This window comes from Sphingobium sp. DEHP117 (assembly GCF_030867385.1).
Lineage (GTDB): Bacteria > Pseudomonadota > Alphaproteobacteria > Sphingomonadales > Sphingomonadaceae > Sphingobium.
The window spans coordinates 630,468-646,797 of sequence record NZ_JAPFBJ010000003.1 but is presented as its reverse complement, the minus strand read 5'-3'; the positions used below and the strand labels follow the sequence as shown (position 1 = coordinate 646,797).

Below are 16,330 nucleotides of genomic sequence, written 5' to 3'. Positions count from 1 at the left end.
CCGTCGGGGGCCATCCCCGGCGGCGGAGCTCGACTAGCGCCGGGCACAAGCGCGGTTGCGCACCCGTAGGGCCGCAGCGAAGCGGAGGACGGCAACGCCGTTGCGCCAGCGCGCCGACCGGCGCAGAGCTTCCGCCGTCAGCCGGGGTTGGCCTCCGGCGGCGCGGGGCCGATGGCGTCGATCACGGTAGTGAGCCGGTTGATCTCGGTGGCGAGTGCATGGCGTTGAAGATCCGACAGACGTCGTTCGCGCAGCAATGCCCTGGCATCATCGGCCGCGCGTTCCCAAGCTGGCCTGTGACGGGCGGTGATGCAGGCGTTGGGACAGCGGGTCGGCTCGCACAGCGCCGTGAGCGGCTGCTTGGGATCGGGGGTGGTCACGCGCTTGAGGCAGAGCGCGGTGGCGGGATCGAAGAAGCAATCCGCGAGGAGGCCGACATGGAGGGTTCGCGCGACGCTGGCGAGCATGACACGTAGCCGGGAGCGGTCGGCGATCATGGCGGGCAAGGGCCCGAGCTGCACGGCCGCATCGTCGAGCGTCCGCGCGATGCGTGGTCCCGCCGGCCCCGCGAGTGAGGCACCGCCCTGCCGCCGGTCGAAATAGTCCAGCAGGTCGCCCTGCTGACCGAGCCGGCGCTGCGCCTCGACCTCGGCGCGAAACCCCGATGCGCTGGTTCCGGCATAGCCCTCGAAAGCGGCGACCGAGGCGTGCTTATACTGGATCATGCCGGCGATGGTGCCGAACGGACGGTTGGCGATGTGCCATGCGATGGTGCGGCGGAACTGCCGCGTCGTTATGCGCCACGGCTTGCCACCGGGTCCGGACGGGATGACCGGCACATCAGGGCTGCCGAAGGCAGCGTTGAGGTGGTCGCGGAAGGCGTTGAGTTGGCGGACCACCTCGCTCGACAGATGCGTCTTGGTGGCGGCGCCGGGGCGTAGCACCGGCCAGAGCGTATCGCTGCCGCTGGCGCGCGTCGGTCTTGCCGACAGGCGTTCAAGCACCGCTATCGCGTCTGCGACCGGCTCGATCGTCACCCAGCTCGCCGCCTCGCCCATGGTCGACCGACGCTTGTAGATGGTCGATCGAATGCGATGCCGCTCGACCAGGCCATCCTCGCTGCGCGCGATCGAGAGGCACCCCCGCCGCATCGCCTGCACCTCGCAGTCGCGCATGCCGGTGAGGTAAGCGCACACTATATAGGCGGCCGCCTGAAGCATCCGTTCCTCTTGTGCGAGCGTCTTCGCATCGAAGCGTGCGCGCCATGGCCGACCGCTATCGGGATCAATCGAGATCGGCGTGTCCATGCCGCCCACTTCGACGCCCAGGTCGGCGGCAGCGGCTTCGATCAGGGCGGAGACGCCCTTGGCGAGTCCGAAATGCATGGCCGGTTCCGCCTCAGCATCGACACCGGCATGAAGATGGAGAAGATGGACGTTGATCGGCGGCGTCGCTTCTCCGGTGCGGGGATCGGTGCGCGTGACGCCGTTATGCGCGGTCGTCCAGATCGGCACGCCGCGGCCTTGCCGGGCTCGACGCGCGATATGGCGCTCGAGGCGCGCGCGCTGCCGCAGGCGGCGCTCTGCGCCAGGCAGTCCGCGCTCGGCGGCAAGCAGCCGGGCGCGGCGCGCCTCGAGCCGATCCAGCGCGGCCCGAGCCGATAGAATATCGTGCGCGAAGACGGTGACGTAGCGCAATGACCAGGCGAGCAGTGCGGCGATGACATCTTCCGGAAACCGCGGGGTACGGTTCTCAACGACGTGCCGATAGCCTGCGACGCGGGCGGGTGCCTGTCCGGCCCAGGGCTCAAACGCGAGGCCTCCGCCAGCGAGGCGGTCACGATAGTGATAGAGATCGGAAACCACTTCGAGGAGGTGGCCGACTATGACGGGTCGCCGGGCAGAATCGTGGCGAAGATGCCTGGCATAGGCATCGGCCAGCGCCTGATCGATGCGGCCAAGGTCGAGCCCTCCAAGCGTCAGGCGCGCGAAGGCGAAGAACCGGCGTGCGCGGTTGAATGCCTGGCGGATGCTCGCCGGCGGCAGCTTCGGGCGGTAGCCGGGAAGATCGACGTTGAGGCGGGCGTAGAGATAGGCACGCATCGCCGCCTGCACATCGGCATGTTCGAGCACGTCGAAATGCACGGTGACATGGCAGCGCCGCGCGTTCTCGCGGAACACGGCGGGACCGAGATCCCAGCTTGAGTCGCCGACCCGCGACAGCTCTTCGCGGGCGTGGCCCGCCTTGAGCGGCGCAGTGGCCAGCACGGGCCGATCGTCGAACGCGGGTGCGCGGGCATGGGCGGGCGTGATCATGCGCGTGCTTCCGGCGGCAGATAGAGCCGCTCGCTCTCCATCTGCCAGCGCGCATCGGCGATAACGGCATCGGAGAAGACCGGCAGGACCTGGGTCGTGATGCGGGAATGGACGCGGCCGAACTTGGCCGCCCAGTCGCTCGCCGGGAGGCTCGGTCGCTGCTCTTCGACGAACGCGAGGAAGGCGAGGATCGCGGGAAGCTTGCGCGCGGTGATGACGGCGTTGGGGCAATCGAGGCAGCCCCAGAAGGGCTGCGCGCAGGGTGAGCCGGCCTCGGAGAAGGGGCTGCTATGGAAGCCCGAGCAGGCGGCGAGCCAGACATCCTGTTCGCCGTCGAGCAACGGCCCCACCGTATCGGCCGACATCAACGGCGCCGCCTGCTCGGGCGCTTCGCGCAGCGCCTGCTCGGCCGTGGGCGCGAGGACGGTCGGCATCGCGGCGGCGACCGCCTCGCGAAAGGCATCGGCGACGGCCGCCTCGTGCAGGGGCCGGAGCGACGGCAGGTCGGCATAATGGCGCGCCGCGACCTCGCGCGTGTGACCGACCGCGAAGCGGGCCATGTGCCCCTCGGTCTTGGTGTACCACAGCGCCTTGTGGGTCTTGCGCAGCCGGGAAAGCAGCAGATGCAGCGGCTTGCCGTTATCGTCGACAATGCCACAGCGGCGAGCCCAGGCGGGGAGCGGATACTTGAGGTCGACTATGCCGGCGCGAAGGCCGCCGACGTTGTGATAGGCCCACAGGCAATCGCCGGGCAGGTGCTCGCGGGCAGCCGCCGTGGCGTCGATCAGGCGGCGGATCAGCCCGCCCGGCGTGCCGCCACCGCCGTCGCGGATGCGCATGCTCTTGTGCTCGGCGCCGCGAGCCCGGCGCTTCAGATAGCGCAGCTCCACCGTGCCGGCATGGGCATTGGCGAGACAGTCCACGGTCAGCGTCTTCAGGCACTCGGGCTCAAGGCCCGTCTCAAGCGTGAGCAGCACGAGCAGCGCCGGCAGGTCGCGCGCGAGCAGATGATGCCGGCCATGCAGGTCGTCGATGAGCGTCGCGGTTGGCAGGTTGCGGCGCATGCGCATGAAATAAAGGCTCTTCAGCTCGGGCTGGTCTGCGACGATAAAGCCCTGCCGCGCGATGATCGCTTCGACATCGGCGCGGGCGGCGGTGATGGCCGGATCACCCTCGTCGGTCCGATCGTCGGCGCCGAGACGGCGGAACATCGCTTCGACATCGGCTCGCGCCGCGTCGCGCAGCGCGCGGGCGACGAAGGGGCTGTAGGCATCGCGCGGGGTCGAGCGGCCCGCCGAAGTGGCCAGCGTGTAGCGCAGCCGCTCATGCAGCTCGGGTGCGATCCGATCGGGCCGGTCTGCTTCGATCGCGCGCAGTGTGTTGATGATCTTGCTGACCGTCATGTGACGGTGGATCGCGCCCATCCCACGCCGTTCGAGCGCGGATGCGAAACCATCGATATGGACCGCGCGCAGGTCGCTGACGCCAACCACCTTCAGTCCTTCGTCGGCAAGCCAGGCGAAGAAGTGACGATAGACCTGGACATACTGCTTGATGACGCTGGCCGCACCGATCGGTCCCCCGAGCGCGGCCGACCGACGCAGCGCACCGGCAAAGGCGATGGCGAGCGGGCGAGGATCGAGCGCGGTCATATCGACCAGGACCGTCCCGCCATGCCGCGCCTCGATGGTGAACTTGAGGCCGAACACCGGATCGGGCTGCGGTCGCTCCGGCGTGATGGGCGCGAAGGCGACAGGCCGGCCCTTGCGGGGACGCTCGCTCATGCGCCCTGCGGTCCCGGCAACAGCGCCAGCAGCTCCTCGACGGCCGCATCCACCGTATCGGCGCGGGTCGCGATATGGTCGAGATAGACATAGGTGGTGGCGAGGCTCGCGTGGCCGAGCAGGCGTTGCACCTGTTGCAGCGGGTCGCCCAGGATCAGCCGATAGGTCTCCACCGGCCCCACCGGCAGTGCGGCCTCGCGCAGTCGCTGCTGGATCAGCAGAGCGAGCATATGGACTGCGAAGGTGTGGCGAAGCTGGTGCGGGCTGATCGACAGCGGGAAGCCGTTCTCCTCGCACCGCTTGCAGGCCCGGGTGAAGATCACCTCCCACGAGTTGGGGCGGACAGGCTGCCCGACCTCGGTCAGCCATAGCGCCACCGGCTCGCGGGGCGTTCCATCCTCGTCGCACAGGATCAGGCGGCATCGTTCCTCCGGGGTGCAGACATCGCGCATGCGGTCGAGACCGGCGCGGGTGACGTGGATCGGTCGCTCGAACCTGGCCGCACCGTCGCGCGCGGCGAACTTGGTCACGCCCGCGGCGCGCTCGACGGCGACATAGGCGGTGATCTGACGAAGGAGCCGGCGCGGGACCAGGACGCTGCGTCCGCGGTCGCCCTTGGTGAGCGGCGGCGGCAGGCGCAGCCAAAGCTGCTGAGCCTGATCGTGGTCGTGATCGATGGCCGCAAGCTCATCGGCGAGCAGGCCCGACGCCTCTTCGAGACGCAGGCCGGTTGTGACGAGAAGATCGGCGAACAGCGCGTTGCGCAGCCCGTTGCGATCGCGAGCGCCGGGGCGTTCCGTACCGTCAAGGGCGAGGCCGCGCAGACCGACGTCGCGGAAAATGCGGTAGTCGTCCATCGTGACGAACCGCACATCCGATCGCTTGGCAGTGCGTTCATAGGCGTCGTTGCGCGCGGCGATCATGCCCCGACGCCCCCCATGCGCCGGTCGCCATATAGCGCGCCGACTGAACGGCGCTTCGGCAATCAGCCCTTGGCTCTTACCCCAGCGGTAGAGGCGATCGAGGCTGGCGACTGCCCGGTTCCAGCTTGCCGCGCTGATCCGCTGGGCGGCGTCGCCGCGCCGCCGCGCGCGGTGATAGGCGGTCACATCGTCGCGGGCCGCGTCCCATATCGTCGTGCCGCAGGCATCGAGGAAGCGAAGCCACACCGCAACGTCATAGGCGTAGGCGCGCAGCGAATGGCGCGAGCGGATCCCCGCTAGCGGCAGGTCGACAAAGAAGCGGTCGAGATCGGGATCATAGAGAGCGTCTCCCCGCAGGATCAGCGGCACATGCGCGTCGAGCCCCCTGGCGTCGCGGCGCTCGCAAACGGTAATGATCGACACCGGCACGAAACCCTCCCCCCCGGACCCCCCACCCGGAAGCTGACCTCACACCGATGCGCCCTATGGCCCGGCAGTTATCAGGCTGGCCTCCGCCAGCTCTTGGGTCAGCGCTACGGCCAGCCTGATAACTGCCTACCGTGGGCGTCCATCGCCGACCTTACTGCAATGTTGCGGGCGGCGCAGACTGTCCAGATAAGGCGACCAGCTCCTCGAAGGCGTATTTCTTCGAGCCGAAGGAACCCGAGAAATCGCGGTTCATGCGCGAGGGGTGGCCCGTGGCGTGCCCCAGCTCGTGCAGGGCTGTCCTGTGCCAGTTGATCGGCTCGAAATACGCCTGGGGCGGCGGCACCTGCACATAATCGAGCGCTGGGACATAGAAAGCGCGGTCCCCGCCGATGCGGAAGTCGATGCTGGTGGCCCGGATCAGGGCCTCGACCTGCGGCTCGATGAGGCCGGGCGGAGGTGGGGGAGCGACAACGGCGACATCCTCCGGCAGGCCGTCGCATTGCGCCGCGTTGAACACCGTGAATCGTTTGAGAAACGGGATCGCGGCAGCTTCCTCGCCGGCCTCGCGGGCGCGGCGCTTCTCGTCCTCCGGGGTGAAACGGTCGGCATAGACGACGGTGGTGCCGCGTTCGCCCCGGCGGACATTGCCGCCGAGTGACACGGCCTGGCGGAAGGTGAGCCAGCTCTGGCCGGGAAAGCCGTGCTGGATCACCGCACCCCAGAGGATCAGCACATTGATCCCCGAATAATGCCGCCCGGTCGCGGCGTTCCTCGGCATGGCGAGGGGCGCCTTGACCGAGGCCGATCCCCAGGGCTGGACCCAGGGGAAGCGGCCCGCCTCCAGCTCGGCGATGATCTTGCCGGTGATGTCGTCGTAAAGGCTCGCCCGATCCGAGCCGGGGCGTGCGCTGGCGTCTTTCCTGAACATCGCGGTTCTCCGCGACGGGCGCCGGAGACCTCTTCTCCAGTCCTCAACCCGTCATGGAAAACCCGGTCTGCACTCTCACTCTACCCGGGGCGTTGCGGGGCTCTCCCCGCAGAAGGGGTGGGCCGAGACCCCGGCTCGGCCGCAGGGGAAGGCCTTCCCCCCTTATCCGGTCCTGTCCCTTCTGAAGGGTTCCTTGAAAACTGTCAGAAAACCACGTATTTTTCTAACAGGAGAAAGACTATGACTCGGCTGACCGAACAGATTTTGTCGCATGCGACGGGCCTGCCCGAAGGCGCTCCTGTGTCCGCCAAGAGCCTGCTGCACCTCGGAAACCGGGCGGCCGTGGATCAGGCGTTGTCGCGCCTGACGGAGCGCGGGCAGCTCATCCGCGCCGGTCGTGGCGTCTATCTGCGCCCCATTACCAGCCGGTTCGGCACGCGCACGCCTTCGGTCGAGCAGGCTGTCGAGGCCCTTGCCACCCAGAAGGGGGAGGTCATCGTCTCGAACGGCGCCGCCGCGGCGAACGCCCTTGGCTTGACGACGCAGGTGCCCGTCCGCTCGGTCTATCTGACCTCCGGGCGCAGTCGAAAGATGCACCTTGGCAAGCAGGTCGTTGAATTGCGGCACGCGCCGCGCTGGCAACTGGCCTTGGCCAACCGGCCGGCAGGGGAGGCCGTGCGGGCGCTGGCCTGGCTCGGCCCGGAAAAGGCAGAGGCCGCGCTCAAGACATTGAAGCGGAGTATGCCGCCTGGTGCGTTCGGCGAACTGGTCGCCGCCGCGCCGCAGCTTCCGACATGGCTCGCGCAAAGCGTTGGCAGGGTCGCGTATGAACCGAGAGAAATGACGAGATGATGCCTAGAAAGATCGAACTTCGCACGGGAGGGTGCAATGGCTGAAACTCAAATAGAATGGACGGACGCGACATGGAATCCTGTTGCCGGCTGCTCGATCATCTCTGCCGGCTGCACTCATTGCTATGCCATGGAGATGGCTAAGCGCCTTGAGGCCATGCACATCCAGAAATATGCCGGCCTGACCCGCAAGAGCGGGCAGAGATCGGTCTGGAATGGTGTTGTGCGTGAGGATCGGGATGCGCTCGCGATTCCCTACGCTTGGCGCAAGTCGCGCAAGATTTTCGTCAATTCGATGAGCGACCTGTTCCACGAGCAGGTCACGGACGCCTTCATTCTCGATGTCTGGAAGGTAATGCGTGAGACGCCACGCCATAATTATCAGATTCTGACGAAGCGGCCCGAGCGCATGGCGGAACTGGTCGCCACCAAGATCGGAGAGGTGCTGCCGAACGTCTGGCTCGGCACGAGTATCGAAGACGGGGACGTGGTGGGCAGGATCGATGCCCTCCGTGCTGCGCCGGCCGCGATCCGTTTCATATCGTTTGAGCCCTTGATCGGGTCTGTGGGGACCGTCGATCTGCGCGGCATCCATTGGGCTATCGTGGGTGGGGAAAGCGGGAAGTCAGCCCGTCCCATCCGGGAGGAATGGATCGACGAGATTTATGTCCAGTGCCTGTCGGCTGGTACGGCCTTTTTCTTCAAGCAGTGGGGGACCTGGGGCAAAGACAACAAGAAGCGATCGAAAAAGGCGAACGGCCGCGAATATCGCGGTCAGACCTGGGATGAAATGCCCACGGCGGCGCAAGCGTTCGCGTGATCGTCAGATAGGCTCGGGGGGGATGCTATGGTTGAGAAGCGATACGAGTGGGCTGACGGCGCAAAGCTTGAGGAGCATTCGCGGCGCAAACACAAGATTCTCCGTGAATATTGCTTCGATTACCTGACCGTTCGCTGCAAGCTGCCGCAGCAGGAGCGTTTTCGGCTGGCCATCGTCGATGGCTTCGCCGGGGGCGGCCGCTACCAGTGCGGGACATCGGGCTCGCCGTTGATTTTCATCGAAGAGTTGAAGCGAGCCACCGAGGCCGTGAACACGCATCGCGCGGCACAGGGCTTGAACGCGATCGAGGTCGAGTGCCTGCTGGTCTTCAACGATGCCAGCCGTGATGCGATCGAACTTCTAAAAACGCATGTGGCGCCGCTCCAGGCCGACATCGTCGCGACCTGCCCGAAGCTCCATCTGCGCGTCGAGTATCTCAACGAGTTTTTCGAAACCGCCTATCCCAAAATCAAGCGTTTCCTGGAGCAAGGGCGCTATCGCAGCGTGATCTTCAACCTGGACCAGTGCGGCCACAGCCATGTCGAGCGGAATACGATTCTTGACATCATGCACTCGTATCCTGCGGCCGAGATCTTCTACACCTTCGTTATCAGTTCGTTGCTGGCGTTCCTCCAGAAAGACCAGCCGGAGCGCCTGCGTGCGCAACTCGATCATCTCGGTCTCGCCAGCGGCGATGTCCAGGCACTGGACGGGTTGATGAGCCAGAAGGATTGGCTCGGAACCGCAGAGAAGATCGTCTTCGACGCTTTCCGGCTTTGCGCGCCCTATGTGAGTCCGTTCTCGATCAACAACCCTGGCGGCTGGCGCTATTGGCTGATCCACTTCGCCAACGCTTATCGGGCACGGCAAGTTTACAACAATATCCTCCACGACAATGCCAGCCTTCAGGCCCACTTCGGCCGATCGGGCCTCAACATGTTGTCCTATGACCCGCGCCATGATGAGGGGATGCTCTATCTCTTCGACGACAATGGCCGTGCCTCGGCCAAGACCCAGCTTCTTGATGACGTCCCCCGTCTCGTGACTGAAGCTGGTGATGCCATGTCGGTGATGGAGTTCTATGAGAGCATCTACAACGTCACGCCGGCGCATGCCGATGACGTCCATGCCGCGATCATCGAGAACCCCGATCTTGAGGTGATCACGCCAGCCGGTGGCGAGAGACGCAAAGCGAACACGATCGGCGTCAATGACATCATCAAGGTGAAGACCCAGCGCAGCTTCTTCCCGATGTTTCTGGATGCCGGAAGGAGCCCACAGGGGCGGAAGGAATAGTTATCGCCATCATCCTGAGGCCAGCCAGGTTGGCCAGGCACTAGTCAGATTTTGCCTTCTACCGAGAGAATGGTAAGGTATGTTTCCGGTTGTTCCGCGTTCACATGGCCACCATGACCTTGACATAACTCGTCAAATATGACAAATATGGCCCGATAACTTACCAGATTTGGGGCATTGTCATGGGCTCTCCAAAGGTCGGACCAGCCCTCGAAAGGCTTGGCCAGGACATTCGAAATGCGCGGCTACGGCGCAGTATTGCGGTTGCGGACCTGGCCATGCGGGCCGGAACATCGGCCAGTTCTATCGCGCGGCTCGAAAAGGGCGACCCTGGCGTTGCTATTGGGACGCTTGCGGATGTGCTGGTAGTCCTCGGGCTTCTCGAGCGGCTGGCCGATCTGATCGATGTCCGCAAGGATGACCTGGGGCTTGCGCTTTCTAACGAGCGCCTGCCGCAGCGAGGCAAGTCTTTCGCGACGAGGATCAGAAAGCAAAAGGCCAAGTCGGATCCGACGCGCGCGCTCGATGACGTGGTCGATCCTGACGGAGCGTCGTTCTGATGGCGGAGTTTGCTGCCCAGGTTGTTCTTGGCGACAGTCGTGTGCCCGTCGGTCAGCTGCGTTTCACAGCAGCGGGGCCGCGGCAGTTCTCGACCTTTGCCTATGACGCTGCCTGGATAGAAAATCCCCGGGCCTTTGCCGTGCAGCCGGATCTTCCCCTGGAAGGCGGCCCTTTTCATACGTCGGGCCAGCCGGGGAACATGCGTGATGCACTGGCGGGCGTCTTCGCCGATGCCGCGCCGGACAGTTGGGGACGGCGCCTTCTCGAACGTGCCTATGGCAATGGTCTGAGCGAGTTTGAGTATCTGACGCTGTCCGACGACGCTTGTCGTCAGGGCGCACTGCGATTTCAGGGCGACGATGGAGAGATCATTCGTGGTAAAGCGGGTGACGCCGTGCCCCGCCTCCTCGAGCTGGAAGCGATAACGGCCATTGCCCGCGCCTATGAGCAGGGTAAGGAGATCTCTGCTGAAGAGATGCAGGCGTTGGCGGGCGCGGGCGGTTCGGGCGGCGCCCGGCCGAAGGCCAATGTCCAGGACGGCGATACGCTATGGTTGGCTAAATTCACCTCGGTCCACGATCAGCAGCCGATCGAAAGGGTCGAGGTCGCGACGCTTCGGCTAGCCCAGGCTTGCGGCATTCGCACGCCTACGGCCAGGCTGGAACTCGCCGACACTCCCTTTCCGGTCGCGCTGATCCAGCGGTTCGACCGGCGAGGCAGTTCCCGGATTCCCTATATCTCGGCGCGCACGGCACTTGGGAAGACCGGGACGGAGTTGGGCTCTTATACGGAGATCGTCGATTTTATCCGTGCCTATGGCGCCGATCCCAAAGCCGATTTTCGCGAACTTTTCCTGCGCCTGATTTTCACGATCCTCGTGTCCAACAAGGACGATCATCTGAAAAACCATGGCTTCCTTTATGTTGGAGGAGGCCAATGGCGGTTGTCGCCCGTGTTCGATGTGAACCCCGCACCGGATCGAAATCCGCACCTGGAAACTGCTATCCTGGAGGGCGGCGCGCATGATCGGTCCATCGCGCTCGCGCTTGAAGCCTGCGAGTTTTTCGAGCTCCCGCCCGAGGAAGCGAGGCAGATCATTCGCGATACCGCACGGCAGATATCGGAAGGCTGGCGTGAGACTCTGCGTCAGGTGGGCGTGTCAGGTGCATTGGCGCGGGATTACGAACCGGCGTTCATGAACGCGGAGACCGAGCTCGCGCTAGGCATGTAGTCAAATATGACCGACGATCGATCAATATCAGTCAGATATGGGGATTTGAAACGATGCTGCTGTCGGGCCGGCTTAACGGCGGGTTGAAATGGTAGATCGAAGCGGCGGTTTGACGTGCTTGGGAGCCAAGAGCGCTTAAGAAGGAATCCTTCTACGAGGATGGCAAACCGGCTCATGAATCGATACGATAAAGTTGTCGCGAGCATGTTCGCCATTCGTACTGCTCAAATGGCATCGGCTTCGTCACCGGCGATAGATGGCGAAGTCTTTCCCATGCCAATGAGCCGAAAAAAGCCAATGTTTTCATAAGCGGTAGCTTTTCGACGGTAAGGGTGACGGTATAATCATTCTTGAAAAAATTTTTTCGCTTTGTTTTTCAATTAGATAGGCCATTCAGCCGATAATTGAGTGGGAATGACGCGGGGCGCGCGCGATGGCTATCGGGGTAGGCTGATCTTCTGACCTTGGCCTTGCCGCCGCGGTGCGTTAGGATGAGGTTTCTGCCAACCGGACTGCCCCCGTCTTGAAACCGCGCTTGTTTCTCTCCGTAGTCGCTGCCCTTGGTGGGGCACTGGCCTGTGCCGGTTGCAGCGACAGCGATGATCAGCCAGTGCGGGTGAGCGCGATCGGCTCGCCGCGCGAATTTGCCGCGCCGCTGACTCATGCGGATAGCCGCGCAGGTCAGATCATGCTCGCCGCCACCGCGCGCGGGCTGGTCAGCGTCGATGCCGACGGAGCGGTCGTGCCCGCGCTGGCTCAACGCTGGATCGTGGTGGATGACGGGAAGAGCTATATCTTCCGTCTGCGCCGGGCGCGATGGGCCGACGGCGCGAAGGTCGACGCGCGCGAGGTCAAACGGCTGTTGCAGGCGCGGATGCGCCCGTTGCTGCGGCGGGATCCTTATGGGCCGCTCGCATCGATCAACGAGATCCGCGCGATGACGGACGATGTGCTGGAACTGAGGCTCAAGGCGGCTCGGCCCAATGTCCTTGCGGCACTTGCGGTACCGGACATGGCGATCGCGCGCGGTACAGGCGGCTCCGGCCCTTATCGCAAGCGGCAGGAGGATGACGCGGGCGGCTCGGTCTGGCGTTTGCAGCCGATCACCGCCGTAGGCGCGCTGGCGGAAGAGGCGCCACAGCGAGAGATGCGCACCTTGCGCGCGGAGCGGGCGGCCAAGGCAATCGTGCGTTTCCGGGAAGGGGAGGCTGATTTGCTGCTGGGCGGCACGCTTGCAGAGCTGCCCTATCTTTCGGTCGCCCGGGTGAAGGACGGCTTTATCCGCTTTGATCCGGTGCAGGGCTTGTTCGGGTTCGCAGTGGCGAAGGACAGCGCGCTGCTGAGCGACCCGTCGCTGCGCCGCGCGCTGGCGATGGCGATAGACCGGACGGCGCTGGTCAGCCGCTACGCTGTCGCCCGCTGGAAAATCGCAGAGCAGATTATGCCCGCGCAGCTCAATCTCCCGAGAATTCCGACCGCTCCGGACTGGGCGGCGCTCCCGCTGGAGCGGCGGCGGGAACTGGCTCGCGATGTCGTCTCGCGCTGGCGCCTGCAACAGGGCGGCGCGCCCTTTATTCTCTCGATCTCTCTGCCGAGGGGGCCGGGCATGGAGATATTATTCGCAGAACTGCGCAGGCAATATGCGGCTGTGGGCGTGGTGCTGCGCCGGGAAGACAAAGGGGCAGACCTGATCCTGATCGATGAGGTCGCGCCCTATGACAGCGCCTCCTGGTATCTTGGTCGGCTGAGCTGCGCGGCGGGTGTGCAGTGCGACCCGGCAGCAGAAGAACTGTTGCGGGCGTCGCTCGATGCGCCTGACATGGCCGAGCGGCTCGCGCTGCTGGGTCAGGCCGAACCGCTGATCGTCGCACATGGCGGGTTTATCCCGCTAGCGCAGCCGGCGCGCTGGTCGCTGGTGAACGGACGGCTGGATGGCTTCACGCCCTCGCCGCGAGGGATACATCCGCTTGACCGGCTGATGAAATAGCCGCGCTCAGGCTGGCGCTGCGGCCTCGCGCTGGGCGATGAGCGCTTCGTCTATCTCCTTCGCGCGCTTGAAGGTAGGCCGCGCGGTGATGCCCGCAATATAATCCGCAAATGCGGGGCGCGGGGCGAGCATGCCGAACGTGGTGAGGAAGTTGATCATCGAGCCGACATAGACGTCCGCTGCGCTGAAGCTGTCGCCCGCGACATAGGTCTTGCCCGCCACCGCCTTTTCCAGCGTGTCCGTCGCGCGCTCGAACGTGCCATAGCCGAACATCGCCTGCTTGTCCTCGGGCGGAATGAAGCCTGCCGCCTGGTCGGCGAACGCCGCTTCGATCGGCCCCGCGGCAAAGAATATCCAGCGATAATAATCGGCCAGCGCGCCACCCTTCGGCTTGAGGCCCGCCTCGGGATATGCTTCGGCCAGGTAGACACAGATGGCCGCCACTTCGGTGACGATGTTTCCCTTGTGAACGATCGCGGGTACCTTGCCCATCGGGTTGATTGCCAGATAGTCCGCGCCCTTCATCGTCGTGCCATAGTCGAGGAGCACAGTTTCGTAAGGCACGCCGAGCTCCTCCAGCATCCAGCGGACCGTCTGCCCGCGCGACATCGGATTGGTGTAGAACGTCAGATCGGCGGCCATGACTCGGTGCTCCTGTAGGGGAAGAATCGCACCATCATGCCGTTTCACGCGCAAAAGAAAAGGGCGGCCATTGGCCGCCCTTCTGTATTATGCTGAGCGCGGGTCAGGCGGCAGGTTTAGGTGCCGCCTTGCCTTTCGCCTTGGAACCGCCCTTGCCTTTGGCGACGCCATCCTTCTTGGGCTTGCCGGTGCGCGGCGCGGCGGGCGTGACCTCGAACGTGAGCGCGTCGTCCTTGAGGCCGACCACCACTTCGCCGCCGTGCACGAGCTTGCCGAACAGCAGCTCTTCGGCGAGCGGCTGCTTGATCTTCTCCTGCATCAGGCGGCCCATCGGGCGGGCACCATAGAGCTTGTCATAGCCCTTGGCGGTGAGCCACTGGCGCGCTTCGTCAGACAAGGTGATGTGCACGTCGCGGTCGGCCAGTTGCAGCTCGAGCTGGAGGACGAACTTGTCGACCACGCGAGCGACCACCTCGGTCGGCAGATAGCCGAACGGCACGATCGCGTCCAAACGGTTGCGGAACTCCGGCGTGAACAGCTTCTTGACCGCCTCGTCGCTCGCATCCTCCTTGCTGATGACATCGCCGAAGCCGATGCCCTCGCGCGCCATGTCGGATGCGCCCGCGTTGGTCGTCATGATAAGGATGACGTTGCGGAAGTCCACCGTCTTGCCGTGGTGATCCGTCAGGCGACCATTGTCCATCACCTGCAGCAGGATGTTGAACAGGTCCGGGTGCGCCTTCTCGATCTCGTCAAGCAACAGCACGCAGTGCGGGTTCTGGTCGATCGCGTCGGTCAGCAGGCCGCCCTGATCATAACCAACATAGCCCGGAGGCGCACCGATGAGGCGCGAGACCGAATGCCGCTCCATATATTCGGACATGTCGAACCGCTGGAGCGGGATGCCGAGCAGGGTCGCGAGCTGGCGCGCTACCTCGGTCTTGCCGACGCCGGTGGGGCCGGAGAAGAGGTAGTTGCCGATCGGCTTGTCCGGATCGCGCAGGCCCGCGCGGCTGAGCTTGATGGCCGAGCTGAGCACCTCGATCGCCTTGTCCTGCCCGAAGACGACGCGCTTCAGATCCTGCTCGATGGTGGCGAGCACCGTCTTGTCGTCGCTCGACACCGTCTTGGGCGGGATGCGCGCCATCGTCGAGATGACCTGCTCGATCTCCTTCGGGCTGATCACCTTCTTGCGCTTTGAGGGTGGCACCAGCATCTGCATCGCGCCGACCTCGTCGATCACGTCGATCGCCTTGTCGGGTAGCTTGCGGTCGTTGATGTAGCGGGCAGAAAGCTCCACCGCCGCCTTCAGCGCATCCGCTGTATAGCGGACATGGTGATGCTCCTCGAAGCTTGGCTTCAGACCGGTGAGGATCTTGATCGTATCGTCGATCGTCGGCTCGTTCACATCAATCTTCTGGAACCGGCGCAGCAGCGCGCGATCCTTCTCGAAGTGGTTGCGGAACTCCTTGTAGGTGGTGGACCCGATGCAACGGATCGTGCCACCCGACAATGCCGGCTTGAGCAAGTTGGACGCATCCATCGCACCGCCCGAGGTCGCGCCCGCACCGATCACGGTGTGAATCTCGTCGATGAACAGCACCGCGTCGGGCATTTTCTCCAGCTCGTTGACGACTGCTTTCAAGCGCTCCTCGAAATCGCCGCGATAGCGCGTGCCCGCGAGCAACGCGCCCATGTCGAGCGAATAGATCACGGCTGGTTTCAGCACATCGGGCACATCACCCTCGACGATCTTGCGGGCGAGGCCTTCCGCGATCGCGGTCTTGCCGACGCCGGGATCACCCACATACAGCGGGTTGTTCTTGGAACGGCGGCACAGGATCTGGATCGTGCGGTCAACCTCGGCAGTGCGGCCGATCAGCGGATCGACCTTGCCCTCCATCGCCTTCTCGTTGAGGTTGACCGTGAACTGGTCGAGCGCGCTGTCCTTCTTGTCCTTGGACTGCTGCTGTTGCTTCTTGTCTTCCTCGCTTGCCTTGGCTGCCTGCGGCTCGGGCGTGGAGGTGACACCCTTGCCGACGCCATGCGAAAGGAAGGAGACGGCGTCGAGGCGGCTCATGTCCTGCTGTTGCAGGAAATAGACGGCATAGCTCTCGCGCTCCGAAAACAGGGCGACGAGTACATTGGCGCCGGTCACTTCATCCTTGCCGGAGGATTGCACATGCAGGATCGCCCGCTGTACCACGCGCTGAAAGCCGCTGGTGGGCGAGGGGTCCGTATCGCTGTCGACCTTGAGGCTGTCCAGCTCGGTATCGAGATAGTGGGTGACGGCATCGGTGAGCTCGCCCATGTCCACGCCGCAGGCCTGCATCACGCGCGAGGCGTGCTCGTCATCCACGAGCGCGAGCAGGAGGTGTTCCAGCGTCGCATATTCGTGGTGGCGCTCTGCGGCATGGCCCAGCGCGTTGTGCAGCGTGGTTTCAAGGGCGGGGGCAAAGGACGGCATATTCGTTCTCCCGGCATCCAAGTGGGATGCCATTCACCACTATGTCGGCGCACCGGAAGCCAGCTTCAAGTGCCTGGCCGAACGCATTGTCCTCTC

Annotated in this window: 12 protein-coding genes; 6 read left to right on the top strand and 6 right to left on the bottom strand. The window is 64.5% G+C overall.

What is annotated here, in order from left to right; genetic code table 11:
- Positions 1 to 137: 137 nt before the first annotated feature.
- From OOT33_RS15720 to OOT33_RS15705, 4 genes are all read right to left on the bottom strand, one after another.
- Positions 138 to 2,315: a hypothetical protein gene (locus OOT33_RS15720; protein ID WP_039574906.1), complete on the bottom strand. Its 2,178-nt coding sequence runs from the start codon at positions 2,313 to 2,315 to the stop codon at positions 138 to 140.
- Positions 2,312 to 4,099, bottom strand: a complete 1,788-nt coding sequence (locus tag OOT33_RS15715) for a hypothetical protein (RefSeq protein ID WP_205499360.1) — start codon at positions 4,097 to 4,099, stop codon at positions 2,312 to 2,314. The genes OOT33_RS15720 and OOT33_RS15715 overlap by 4 nt, the downstream gene beginning before the upstream one ends.
- On the bottom strand, positions 4,096 to 5,445 hold the full coding sequence (locus OOT33_RS15710) for a site-specific integrase (protein ID WP_039577820.1): 1,350 nt from the start codon (positions 5,443 to 5,445) through the stop codon (positions 4,096 to 4,098). Before OOT33_RS15710 ends, OOT33_RS15715 begins: the two co-directional genes overlap by 4 nt.
- Positions 5,446 to 5,602: 157 nt before the next feature.
- Positions 5,603 to 6,379 carry an ArdC-like ssDNA-binding domain-containing protein gene (locus OOT33_RS15705; RefSeq protein WP_307750973.1) on the bottom strand — a complete coding sequence of 259 codons (777 nt, stop codon included), beginning with the start codon at positions 6,377 to 6,379 and terminating at the stop codon, positions 5,603 to 5,605.
- Positions 6,380 to 6,619: 240 nt separating this feature from the next.
- On the opposite strand from OOT33_RS15705, the gene OOT33_RS15700 reads away from it, so the two are divergent.
- From OOT33_RS15700 to OOT33_RS15675, 6 genes are all read left to right on the top strand, one after another.
- Positions 6,620 to 7,231, top strand: a complete 612-nt coding sequence (locus tag OOT33_RS15700) for a DUF6088 family protein (protein WP_307750972.1) — start codon at positions 6,620 to 6,622, stop codon at positions 7,229 to 7,231.
- Between the two features lie 36 nt (positions 7,232 to 7,267).
- The gene (locus OOT33_RS15695; RefSeq protein ID WP_307750971.1) at positions 7,268 to 8,050 is read left to right on the top strand and encodes a DUF5131 family protein; all 783 of its coding nucleotides are present in this window, start codon (positions 7,268 to 7,270) and stop codon (positions 8,048 to 8,050) included.
- A gap of 27 nt (positions 8,051 to 8,077) precedes the next feature.
- Positions 8,078 to 9,346 carry a three-Cys-motif partner protein TcmP gene (locus OOT33_RS15690; RefSeq protein WP_307750970.1) on the top strand — a complete coding sequence of 423 codons (1,269 nt, stop codon included), beginning with the start codon at positions 8,078 to 8,080 and terminating at the stop codon, positions 9,344 to 9,346.
- Between the two features lie 182 nt (positions 9,347 to 9,528).
- A complete protein-coding gene (locus OOT33_RS15685; protein WP_307750969.1) occupies positions 9,529 to 9,906 on the top strand; it encodes a helix-turn-helix domain-containing protein in 378 nt (125 codons plus the stop codon).
- The gene (locus OOT33_RS15680) at positions 9,906 to 11,138 is read left to right on the top strand and encodes a HipA domain-containing protein (RefSeq protein WP_307750968.1); all 1,233 of its coding nucleotides are present in this window, start codon (positions 9,906 to 9,908) and stop codon (positions 11,136 to 11,138) included. The genes OOT33_RS15685 and OOT33_RS15680 overlap by 1 nt, the downstream gene beginning before the upstream one ends.
- Before the next feature lie 535 nt (positions 11,139 to 11,673).
- Positions 11,674 to 13,125 carry an ABC transporter substrate-binding protein gene (locus OOT33_RS15675; RefSeq protein WP_307750967.1) on the top strand — a complete coding sequence of 484 codons (1,452 nt, stop codon included), beginning with the start codon at positions 11,674 to 11,676 and terminating at the stop codon, positions 13,123 to 13,125.
- Between the two features lie 6 nt (positions 13,126 to 13,131).
- Here OOT33_RS15675 and OOT33_RS15670 read toward each other — a convergent pair whose 3' ends face one another.
- Together OOT33_RS15670 and clpA are read right to left on the bottom strand one after the other, a co-directional pair.
- On the bottom strand, positions 13,132 to 13,767 hold the full coding sequence (locus tag OOT33_RS15670) for a glutathione S-transferase N-terminal domain-containing protein (protein ID WP_307750966.1): 636 nt from the start codon (positions 13,765 to 13,767) through the stop codon (positions 13,132 to 13,134).
- Positions 13,768 to 13,870: 103 nt separating this feature from the next.
- A complete protein-coding gene (gene clpA / locus OOT33_RS15665) occupies positions 13,871 to 16,234 on the bottom strand; it encodes an ATP-dependent Clp protease ATP-binding subunit ClpA (RefSeq protein ID WP_307750965.1) in 2,364 nt (787 codons plus the stop codon).
- Positions 16,235 to 16,330: the final 96 nt, after the last annotated feature.